The sequence below is a fragment of the Paenarthrobacter aromaticivorans genome (assembly GCF_019038615.1).
Lineage (GTDB): Bacteria > Actinomycetota > Actinomycetes > Actinomycetales > Micrococcaceae > Arthrobacter > Arthrobacter aromaticivorans.
In genome coordinates, this window is the sequence record NZ_JAHOPC010000016.1 from 91724 (window position 1) to 101956 (window position 10233).

Consider the following 10233-nt stretch of genomic DNA (forward strand, 5'->3'; position numbering starts at 1 on the left):
GGGGCGTCATATTTGGGCCGCTACTCCAGCACCGGCCGGTTACGCAACATGACGAGCACGTAACCGCCTGCAAGTGCGGGCCGCCACCGCGGGATGCTACTTTTTTCTTGAGTAATGAGCACCAGCGCAAAGCCCTGACTTGCTGGTCGGCAACCCTCTCTCCGGCGGGGTGCCTCAGGTGACTACTCGGCGTATCGACACTTCGAACTGCAAGCGTGACTGAGGAGCACCAGCCAATGCCTGAACCCACTGAAGAAAAACTCTCCTACCGCCTGATTACAGGTCCGGATACCCGTGAATTCTGCGAGCGGATCACCACGGCCCTCGCCGACGGCTACGTGCTCCACGGCAGCCCGGCAGCCACGTTCAACGGCACGGATGTCATCGTGGCGCAGGCGGTCGTCCTGCCCGCTGCCATCGCCAACGCAGACGCCGCCGTCGCGAATGCCGTTGACCAACTGGAGAACGACGACGACGAAGAAGCATTCGAGGGACACGCATGAGTTACGCAGGTGACCTGACCCCGCAGGACGCGTGGGCCAAGCTTGAAGAAGGCGCCATCCTGGTGGACGTCCGCACCGAGGCCGAGTGGGCCCACATCGGCATTCCCGACACGAAGGCCACAGAGAATGATCCACTGTTCATTCAGTGGAACCTTGCCGGTGGCATCCCCAACTCCCGCTTCATCGAGGACTTGCAACAGCAGGCACCCGAGGGCGAGGGCGTGGAACTCGTTTTCATCTGCCGCTCAGGCCAGCGCTCCATCTCCGCCGCCATCGCCGCGACGCAGGCCGGGTTCACTGCCTACAACGTGCTTGAGGGCTTCGAAGGCGACCCGGACCGCTACGGCGAACGCACCATCAACGGCTGGAAAAACCGCGGCCTGCCAACGAACCTGGGGAATGACTAAGTGACTTTCAATCCCGATGCCGCCAGCTGGAGCCCTGACACACAGGCAGTACGCGGTGGCCTTGACCGTACCAACTTCCAGGAGACGTCCGAACCCGTTTTCCTGAACTCCGGCTTCGTCTACGAATCCGCTGCAGCCGCCGAACGCGCCTTCACCGGCGAGGACGAACGCTTCGTTTACTCCCGCTACGGCAACCCGTCCGTGGCCACGTTCCAGGAGCGGTTGCGGCTGCTCGAAGGAACCGAGGCATGCTTTGCGACGGCGTCCGGCATGTCTGCGGTCTTCACCGCCTTGGGTGCCCTGCTGGCAGCCGGGGACCGCGTGGTCGCTGCCCGTTCCTTGTTCGGCTCCTGCTTCGTGATCCTCAACGAGATCCTGCCGCGCTGGGGTGTCGAGACGGTATTCGTCGATGGTCCCGACCTCGACCAGTGGCGTGCTGCCCTCTCAGAACCGACCACCGCCGTGTTCTTCGAGTCGCCCTCCAACCCCATGCAGGAAATCGTGGACATCGCCGCCGTCAGCGAGCTTGCGCATGCTGCGGGAGCCACCGTCGTCGTCGACAATGTCTTTGCCACTCCGCTGCTGCAGCGTTGCGGCGAGCTGGGCGCGGACGTGATCGTGTACTCCGGCACCAAGCACATCGATGGCCAGGGGCGTGTCCTGGGCGGTGCGATCCTGGGCACCAAGGAATTCATCGATGGCCCGGTCAAGCAGCTGATGCGCCACACCGGTCCGTCGCTCTCCGCGTTCAACGCCTGGGTGTTGACCAAGGGCCTGGAAACCATTGGCTTGCGCGTGAACCACAGTTCGGCCTCCGCTTTGAAAATCGCGGAATGGCTGGAGCAGCAACCCGCCATCAACTGGGTCAAGTACCCCTTGCTGAAATCGCACCCTCAGTACGAGCTCGCAGCCAAGCAAATGAAGGCCGGCGGTACCGTGCTGACATTCGAGTTGCTGCCCTCGTCCGGGCGTTCCGCCAAGGACGCCGCGTTCGCGCTGTTGGACGGACTGCGCGTCATCGACATTTCCAACAACTTGGGCGACTCCAAGTCCCTCATCACGCACCCGGCCACCACCACGCACAGGGCCATGGGGCCCGAAGGGCGCGCGGCAATCGGCCTTTCAGACGGCGTGGTCCGTTTGTCCGTGGGGCTTGAAGACGTGGACGATCTCATCCTGGATCTGGAGAAGGCCCTCAAACAGGTCTAACCTTCATGCCATGAGCGTGAAGCATCCCTATCGCCGTGCCGGAACGGTCATCGTTGCCGGCACGGCGGTGTGGTTGGCAGGGATCTCACCAGTCTCGCGCGTCTACATCACCCCCGATGCCGTCGAACGTCTTCGTATGCTCGAGGCCGGGCAGCGTGGCTGGGTTATCGGGCAGCACCTCGCTGCTGCTGGAACCGTCGCGGTGCCGGTGGGATTCGCAGCCTTTGCCCGTCGTCTTCCGGGCGGACGGGCAAAGCGGTGGGCTGTTGCAGCCGCGGCCGCCTTGCTCGCAGGTGCCCCGCTCTTTGTATCCAGTTTGTCGCGTCGGGCCTCGGACCTGGAACGCTTTGCTTACGGCCGCGGATCCAATGCGCCATTCCTGGCCTACTCGGGGCTCCACGTTCTTGCCTTGGCGGCGCTGGGCGGAAGCCTCCTGGCATCCCCCGCCAAACGATGGATCGGAGTCACTGCTGCAGCCAGCGCGCCCGTCTACGGCGCCATCCTTGTGGCCAAGAAGGACATCCCGCCTTTCGTGTTCTACATCGTCGAAGGCTTAGCGGGGGCGTACCTGATGACGTGGGAAGAGACTGACTCCGCAGAAGCCTAGGGCCTGCGGACCCTGGTCAGGATGGGCGCCCGCTCCTTGCGCGAGTCTGCGGTGGCGCCGCGAATCGTCGCCGTCACCGCATGCCCAACCACGGCCCCCAAGGCCTCGTTGCTGGGCGGACTCCCCGGCGGATTTTGGGCGTCGCGTTGCCGATTGTTGAAGCGTTCTGCTGCTTCGCGTTGCTCCCGGGCTCCGTTCCCGCGCTCAAGAATGTCCGAGATTCGGGCCTTCACGAGCTCCAGTTCACCTTGGTCATCCAGGACAGGGCTCAGGTAATCCACCAAAGCCCAGACAACGTCCGCCGCCGGTTGGGGACGGAAGTCGCCAAAGTCCAGAAGGTCTCCGCCAAGTCCCGAATTGCTCGCTTGCCAACTTGCCATCCGGAGCAGGGCTGTCGGCACCGAGGCGGGCTCAACGCCGTCGAGCATTTCCAGGGAAGCGGTCTCAACCAATGCCCTCACCAGCACGGCAATCAAGGCTGCGTCCTCCGAACGGAGGCAGACGTCAGCCACCCTGACTTCCACGGTGGGATGGTTGCGGGAGATACGGGCGTCGAAGTAGATCATGCCCTCGTCAAGGAGAACTCCTGTGTCCAGGAGGCGCTGGACCATGCGCCGGTAGGCAGTCAACGAGCCAAAAACGGCCGAAGGCCCGGACGTCGGCCATCGGTTCCAGGCCTGGATCCGATAGCTTTCGAAACCCGTAGGCAGCCCACGCCAGTAGGGGGAATTGGCGCTGAGGGCCGTCAAAACAGCAAGTTTGTCGCGGATGTGGTCAAGGACCACCACGCCCTCTTCAGGTGACTCCACGGCGGTGTGCACGTGGAAACCGCAGGTCAGTTGCTCATGGGCCGTCAACCCAAAGCGTTCAAGCATCACCGCGAAGCGGGGATCCGGGGTGGTATGGGTGTTCTTGGCCAGGGGCGAGGTGGCAATCGCGGCCACCCGGGCGTTGTGCTTCCTGGCGGCGTCGTTGGCCATCGCACGGCCACTCCGGATCTGCTGGAGGAGCTCGGTGTGGGTATGGCACGGACGGGTCTGGGTTTCGATCTGTTCCAGCTTCAGTTCGTGGCTGAGCCACATCCCGGTTTCAGGCGCCGCTTCCGGTCCTGCGAGCAGCGCATCCGCGAGAGCCAGGGGCTCGCCCGTCACAGGATCGACGATGAGTAGCTCTTCCTCCACCCCGAAAGTCCGCATGGCACCATTCTGCTTCATGCGGCATCCCGGATACAGCAACCCGGGGTCACTTACGGCCCATGTGAGGGTCGATTATGGGCTCTAAGTGACCCCGCGTTGCAGGTGGGTCTAGTCCTGGAAGTACTCCACCTTGGCGCCAATGGTGTTCAGTCGCTCGGCCAGGTCCTCGTAGCCGCGTTCGATGACGTAGATGTTGCGAAGCTCCGAGGTTCCACGGGCAGCCAACATCGCCAGGAGCAGGCACGCTGCCGGGCGCAGTGCCGGCGGGCAACCGATCTCCGCGGCCCGCCACTTGGTGGGTCCGTTGACGTAAATCCGGTGCGGGTCCAGGAGTTGGACTTGGGCGCCCAGCTTGTTGAGTTCCGTCAGGTAGATGGCGCGGTTCTCGTAGACCCAGTCGTGGATCATGGTCTGGCCCTCGGCGTTGCCCGCGATCACGGCGAAGAAGGGCAGGTTGTCGATGTTGAGCCCCGGGAACGGCATGGGGTGGATCTTGTCCTGCGGCGCGTGGAGTTCGGAAGGCTTGGTAGTGACATCCACCAAACGCGTCCGCCCATTGCGGGCCATGTATTCGCCTGAGATTTCGAGCTTCTGGCCCATCTGTTCCAGGGTGGCAAGCTCGATTTCCATGAATTCGATGGGAACCCGGCGGATGGTGACCTCGGAGTTCGTTACGATGCCTGCGGTGATCAGGCTCATGGCTTCGATGGGATCCTCGGACGGGAAGTACTCGATCTCCACGTCAATGGCTGACCGGCCAGTGATCTTTAACGTCGTGGTACCGACGCCCTCGATGGTCACGCCCAAGCCCTGCAGGTAGAAGCAAAGATCCTGGACCATGTAGTTGGGGCTCGCGTTGCGGATGACCGTGGTGCCCTCGCGGTGTGCGGCAGCCATAATGGCGTTCTCGGTGACGGTGTCGCCACGTTCGGAGAGCACGAAAGATCGGTCCTGCACATCGGCAGGGGGTGCCACCACGGAGTAGAAGCCGGACTTTGCCCCCACCGTGAGCCCGAACTGGCGCAGTGCCTGCATGTGTGGTTCGACGGTGCGCGTCCCGAGGTCGCATCCACCGGCATAGGGAAGCAGGTATTCGTCGGTCTCGTCCAGGAGCGGGCCGAGCAGCATGATGACGCTGCGGGTGCGCCGAGCTGCCTCCACGTCCATTGATTCAAGGTCCAGGACTTCGGGCCTGCGGATACGGAGGTCGCTGCCGTTGAGCCAGGTGCATTCGACGCCGATGGACGTCAGCACCTCCACGATCCGGTTGACTTCCTCAATGCGTGCCAAGCGACGCAGCGTGGTGGTCCCCCGGTTGATCAGGCTTGCACATAGCAGGGCGACACCGGCATTCTTGCTGCTGTTGACGTCCACTTCGCCGGACAGCGTGTGGCCGCCCTCTACCCGGAGGTGGGTCATCTGCGGCTTGCCTACCTTGACGATGGAACGGCCGAAGATGGCCTCCAGCCGTTCGATCATTCTGAGGCTGAGATTCTGCTTGCCCTGCTCCATCCGGGCGATAGCGCTCTGGCTGGTTCCCAGCTCGGAAGCCAACTGCCCCTGCGTCCAGCCCTTTTCGCTTCGTGCGTCGCGGAGCAGGAGGCCCACATTTTCGGCGGTAGGTTGCGTCATACTCAAGAAATATCACAAATGAGTTAGAAGCGCTGAACAAATCGCTGATTCAGCGGCAAAGATCACAGAGTACCCGCATAGTGCGATATCTTGGCTAACGCCAGACGAAACTCCACGTTCCAGCGCCGACTGCTGTCAGTACCGCAGCGGCAGCGATGACGAGGCCGCCGAGGAGTACCCAGACGTCCAGGAGGGAGTAGGTGGATTCCCGGGCCCACGTTCTCTTCCCGCCGCCGAAACCCCGTGCCTCCATGGTGATGGCCAGCCGGGAGGCCCGCCGGACCGCCTGGACCAGCAGCCCGAAGCTCTGTCCAAGCGTTGCCTTCAGCCGTTGCAGCGGGCTACCCTGCGAACCCACTCCGCGGGCACGCCTGGCCATGCCGATGGTCTGCCATTCCTCAGCCATCAACCCCACCAAGCGCATCGCGGCCAGCGAACCGAGGACAAAGCGGTGTGGCAGCCTTGCCTTCTGTGCCAGCGCATCAGCCAGGTCGGTTGGATCTGTACAGGTCATCAGCAGGATCGCGGGCAGCGCGATCGCCAAGCCGCGCAACATGAAGCCCAGCCCCAGCTGAAGGGAACCTTCGCTGATGGACCAGAGTCCGACGTCGAGCAGTACGGCGCCGCTGTCAGCCGCCACGATTGCGGTGCTCCAGCCACCAATCGCTGCAGCGATGATGAGCGGCCAGGCCCGCTGCCATAGAAGCCCCAGCGTGAGGCCGGCCAGCGGGAACAGGGCCAGCTCGGCGACGAGGGCCGTTGAAGCGGATACCCAGTCGATCGACAACGCCAGCACCAGCGAAATAAGGAACACGGACACGAACTTCACCAAGGGGTTGGCCCGCGTGAGGAGGGCCTGGTTGCCGCGCAGGTTCAAGGCGTCCCTCATGCGGCACCGGCTTCCTGGCGGGCTGGCTGGCTCTGTGAGTCAGGCACGCGCGGCGTCGCCGGATCCAGCCGGAGCTCCGTGCCGCCAAGGACCGCACTGAATTCTTCGTCGTGCGTCACGGACACAACGGCCGTTCCGGCGTCGAGCAGTTCGGACAGGAACGATGCCAACTCTGCCCAGGTGTTGGCGTCCTGGCCGAACGTTGGTTCGTCCAGCACCAGCACTTTAGGATGGGCCGCAAGGACCGTGGCCACTGACAACCGGCGCTTCTCGCCACCGGACAAGGTGTAAGGGTTCGCGTCCACCAAATGCGTGAGCCGCAAACGCTCCACCAATTCATCCACGCGTTCTTCACCGTGCCCCAGATGCTTGGGTCCGAACATCAGCTCGTCCAGGACCTTGCCCGTTACGAACTGGTGCTCCGGTTCCTGGAACACGGTGCCAATGCGCGAAATCAGCTGATCCGCCTTCCACTTGAACGGGTCGATTCCAGCGCCCTCGGAAAGCTCGACGGCGGCACTCACCTTGCCGTCCACTGGCGCCAGAAGTCCGGCCAATGTGAGTGCAAAGGTGGACTTCCCTGCACCGTTCGGACCTGTGATGGTAAGTGCCTGGCCAGCCCGTACTTGTGCACTGATACCCGATTGCACGGGAACGGGTGGGATGGTTTTGAACCGGCGACGGCGAGGCTTCTCACGGGAAACAGCCAGGTCCTGTGCCACGAGGAGGAACTGGGCGGTGGATTCATGGCCGCCCGTTTCCTGAGTTGTGGTCCTGCGGGCGCGAGTAGCCGGAACGTACCCGGGCACCCATACTCCCGCTGCCATCAACATGGTCCGGGCCTCTGTGAGCACCTGATCCGGTGTGCCGTCCAGGAGCACACCACCCCCGGCCGAGGGGGGCTGGAGGACCACGATCCTGTCCACCAGGTCCTTCCACACGGACACACGGTGTTCCACGACAACCAAAGTGGCACCGGTCTTGTCCAGGCATCGCTGCACGGCGTCCCGGACCTCAAGCACACCCACTGGATCCAGGTTGGCCGTAGGTTCGTCGAGCAGGATCAGCCCGGGACGCATCGCCAGGATGCCGGCCAACGCAAGGCGCTGCTTCTGCCCGCCGGAGAGTGCCGCCGTCGGGTGATCCAGCGCCAGACCGCCGCCTGCAGCGGTGCGCAACCCAACGTCGTCGAGCGCTTCATGGACGCGGGCCCAAATTTCATCCCGGGGAACGGCAAGGTTTTCGGCGCCAAACGCGACGTCGTCACCCACCCGGGAGAGCACTACCTGGGTTTCCGGATCCTGCTGCATCAGACCTGCGCCGCCGCGCTGTTCGCGGGGAGCGACGCCGTCGATCAACAGCGAGCCGGTCTCGTCGGAATCGTCTTCCTCATCACCCAGCACACCAGCGAGGGCGTGGAGCAGTGTCGACTTCCCTGCGCCCGATGGACCCAGCAAGAGCACACGCTCGCCGGGCTCGATCCGGAGGTCGAGGTCCTGGATGGCAGGTGTGGAACGCCCGGCATGCCGCCATGCCCACCCTTGGGCGTGGATGGCGGCAGGCCGCACGTGGTTGCTGCTTTGCGTGGCAGGCATTAGTTGAAGACGGGCTCCGAAGCAGCCTTGCGCGACGCGAAGGAGCTCAGGACGCCGGTCTTGGCCAGCCCGCGGGTGGCAACCCAGGACAGCGCGCCGGCGATGATCGCACCGGAGAGCGTGGTGAAGGCGATGTAGGCCAGCTTGTCGATTGCTTCGTAGGCGATGTTCCAGCCCCAAGGCAGGAAGGAATCGTTGAGACCGCAGAAGAGGCCCGAGCCCGCACCCGCGAGGAGTGCAGCGGAGAGGTCGAACTTCCTGTACCGGAACGCAGCGAAGACGAGTTCCGCACCCAGTCCCTGGAGGATGCCGGAGATGAGGACGGTGGTGCCGTACTGGGAACCCATGATGAGTTCGCCGGTTGCGGCGACGGCTTCGCAGAACAGGGCAGCGCCCGGCTTGCGGATGATGAGCATGCCCAGGACGGCCGGGATCATCCAGCCACCGGCGATCAAACCGGTGAGCGGAGGATACGTGGCGTTCATGGGGATGGATACGATTGCGGCGCCCTGGGACCAGGCCCAGAAGATCACGCCGCCGGCGATGGCAATCAAAGCTGCCACCACGATGTCTACAACACGCCAGTTATAACTGGTTTTCTTCACGCTTGCCGTGGTCATTTTTCTGCCTCCTGAGGTACAGGAGGGGAAAGTGCTCCCCGGAAACCCCCGGCCAGCCTTCGCCGCCCGGATCCGGACACTCTGAGAAGCTCGACTCCCTTGCGCCGGTACTAACCGGATCAGGTTCGAGGGTCTGCGGCTGTCCGCACTCTCAGCGCCCTCGCGTCTCCTGCATCTCTGCAAGGTCCGACGGCGGCGCTCCCCTGTCGTTATTAATCTGCCCTTATGGGCGTGGTTCAGTTTACACCTGTAGGGGTTCGTGCGCGCTGGGGTTGGTCACAAAGCGGTTGGCTGGCCTTCCCTGCGTTGTGGGGCCCGCTCCGCGCCCCATTCTCACGACTTAGCTCGCACACCAGGCCCCGCAACAAGACCTGAGAGAATGATCCAGCAGAATCGACGCGGCAAAGGGGCATTTCATGACGGACCATCCCACTACGGACACCCCGGTTCCCGAGCCGCGGCTGGCTGCGAGCGTTATCCTGCTCCGCGACACTCCGGGCGGCCTCGAAGCCTTCGTCCAGCACAGGGTTGCCACCATGGACTTCGCCGCCGGCATGGTGGTCTTTCCGGGAGGCCGGGTTGATGCCGCCGACCACGATGGATGGGCCTATCCGGCTGAGCTGCTGGAACGGCATGCCGCAGACTGGAACCTCAGCTCGATCGCCGTCGATCCCGAACAAGCCCCGGCAAGGTCAGGCATGGTTCTCACCGCAGCCCTGCGCGAGGTTTGGGAGGAGGCCGGGCTTCGCCTTAATGCCTCAGACCTTCGTCCCTGGGCCAACTGGGTCACGCCGACGGACATGCCCAAGCGCTTCGACACGTACTTCTATGTAGCCAAGCCTGCTCCGGAAGCAGCACCCCAGCACCAAACCACGGAAGCGTGGCAATCACTCTGGATGCCGGTGGATGGGATCCTGGCGGCCGAGGCAGCCGGTCAATTGCAGCTGATGCCACCCACGTATTACCTGCTCAAGGAAATTGCCGGTCTCGGAACCGTAGATGCCGTCTGGGAAGCCGAACACGATGTTGTCCCTGTCCTTGCACCACGCGGTTCCATGGCAGCTTTCCTCAAAGAACGGGAAAACCGTCGCTAGTCCCACCCCACCGGGATGTGAGGCTAGGCTGGGGGCATGAACCTCTTTTTCAAGCTGCTGGGTGCAGGAGTAAGCCTTGCAGCCGGATTCGTCGGCACCAAGTTGGTCAACAAGGGCTGGGAAAAGGCCACGGGCAACAAGCCGCCCACAGGCCACGACGATATGGAAACGAGCCTCCGCTCTGCCTTGTCGTTCGCGCTGATTTCGGCCTTCGTCAGCACGCTCATCCAGGTTTTCGCGAGCCGTGGCACCCAGCGTGCCATCGCCCGCTTCGCCAAGACGCAAGATATCGTCTAGGCCGCGCATAGGCATTCCAACGCGGGGTCACTTAGGCTCCCTCACCGCCGTCGGGAGGGTGCGTAAGTGACTGTGAGGATTGGGGTGGCTGGTCTGGGACTGGCTGGCAGAGTGGTAGTAGTCGTTCTGCCTCGCGGGTGTGACTCTGTAAGTGACTGGCCCTGTAGAGGGTGCCTTTGAGTGG

At 63.4% G+C, this 10233-nt stretch carries 11 protein-coding genes and 2 riboswitches; of the genes, 6 read left to right on the forward strand and 5 right to left on the reverse strand.

What is annotated here, in order from left to right; genetic code table 11:
* Nucleotides 1-110 precede the first annotated feature (110 nt).
* Nucleotides 111-222, forward strand: a riboswitch (SAM riboswitch).
* Nucleotides 223-236: 14 nt separating this feature from the next.
* From KSW38_RS20490 to KSW38_RS20505, 4 genes are read left to right on the forward strand one after another with little or no spacing between them, the layout of a single operon-like run.
* A complete protein-coding gene (locus KSW38_RS20490; protein ID WP_216926788.1) occupies nucleotides 237-503 on the forward strand; it encodes a DUF1737 domain-containing protein in 267 nt (88 codons plus the stop codon).
* Nucleotides 500-910 (forward strand): rhodanese-like domain-containing protein, encoded by a 411-nt coding sequence (locus KSW38_RS20495; protein ID WP_216926789.1) that lies wholly within the window; start codon nucleotides 500-502, stop codon nucleotides 908-910. Before KSW38_RS20490 ends, KSW38_RS20495 begins: the two co-directional genes overlap by 4 nt.
* Nucleotides 911-2119 (forward strand): O-succinylhomoserine sulfhydrylase, encoded by a 1209-nt coding sequence (locus tag KSW38_RS20500; protein ID WP_216926790.1) that lies wholly within the window; start codon nucleotides 911-913, stop codon nucleotides 2117-2119.
* Nucleotides 2120-2129: 10 nt separating this feature from the next.
* Nucleotides 2130-2726, forward strand: a complete 597-nt coding sequence (locus KSW38_RS20505) for a hypothetical protein (RefSeq protein WP_216926791.1) — start codon at nucleotides 2130-2132, stop codon at nucleotides 2724-2726.
* On the opposite strand, the gene KSW38_RS20510 is transcribed toward KSW38_RS20505, so the two are convergent.
* From KSW38_RS20510 to KSW38_RS20530, 5 genes are all read right to left on the reverse strand, one after another.
* Nucleotides 2723-3922: a glutamate--cysteine ligase 2 gene (locus KSW38_RS20510; RefSeq protein ID WP_216926808.1), complete on the reverse strand. Its 1200-nt coding sequence runs from the start codon at nucleotides 3920-3922 to the stop codon at nucleotides 2723-2725. The two genes, KSW38_RS20505 and KSW38_RS20510, sit on opposite strands and share 4 nt — an antisense overlap.
* Before the next feature lie 108 nt (nucleotides 3923-4030).
* Nucleotides 4031-5554, reverse strand: coding sequence for a UDP-N-acetylglucosamine 1-carboxyvinyltransferase (locus KSW38_RS20515; RefSeq protein ID WP_216926792.1), 1524 nt, complete (start codon nucleotides 5552-5554; stop codon nucleotides 4031-4033).
* Nucleotides 5555-5648: 94 nt separating this feature from the next.
* Nucleotides 5649-6443: an energy-coupling factor transporter transmembrane component T family protein gene (locus KSW38_RS20520; RefSeq protein ID WP_216926793.1), complete on the reverse strand. Its 795-nt coding sequence runs from the start codon at nucleotides 6441-6443 to the stop codon at nucleotides 5649-5651.
* Nucleotides 6440-8038, reverse strand: coding sequence for an ABC transporter ATP-binding protein (locus KSW38_RS20525; protein WP_216926794.1), 1599 nt, complete (start codon nucleotides 8036-8038; stop codon nucleotides 6440-6442). Before KSW38_RS20525 ends, KSW38_RS20520 begins: the two co-directional genes overlap by 4 nt.
* Complete coding sequence (locus tag KSW38_RS20530; RefSeq protein WP_216926795.1) at nucleotides 8038-8658, reverse strand: ECF transporter S component; 621 nt, start codon at nucleotides 8656-8658, stop codon at nucleotides 8038-8040. Before KSW38_RS20530 ends, KSW38_RS20525 begins: the two co-directional genes overlap by 1 nt.
* A 78-nt stretch (nucleotides 8659-8736) precedes the next feature.
* Nucleotides 8737-8873, reverse strand: a riboswitch (TPP riboswitch).
* A gap of 201 nt (nucleotides 8874-9074) precedes the next feature.
* Here KSW38_RS20530 and KSW38_RS20535 point away from each other — a divergent pair.
* Both KSW38_RS20535 and KSW38_RS20540 read left to right on the forward strand, forming a co-directional pair.
* Complete coding sequence (locus KSW38_RS20535) at nucleotides 9075-9752, forward strand: NUDIX hydrolase (protein ID WP_216926796.1); 678 nt, start codon at nucleotides 9075-9077, stop codon at nucleotides 9750-9752.
* 36 nt (nucleotides 9753-9788) lie between these two features.
* Nucleotides 9789-10049 carry a DUF4235 domain-containing protein gene (locus KSW38_RS20540; RefSeq protein ID WP_216926797.1) on the forward strand — a complete coding sequence of 87 codons (261 nt, stop codon included), beginning with the start codon at nucleotides 9789-9791 and terminating at the stop codon, nucleotides 10047-10049.
* The last annotated feature ends 184 nt before the right edge of the window (nucleotides 10050-10233 follow it).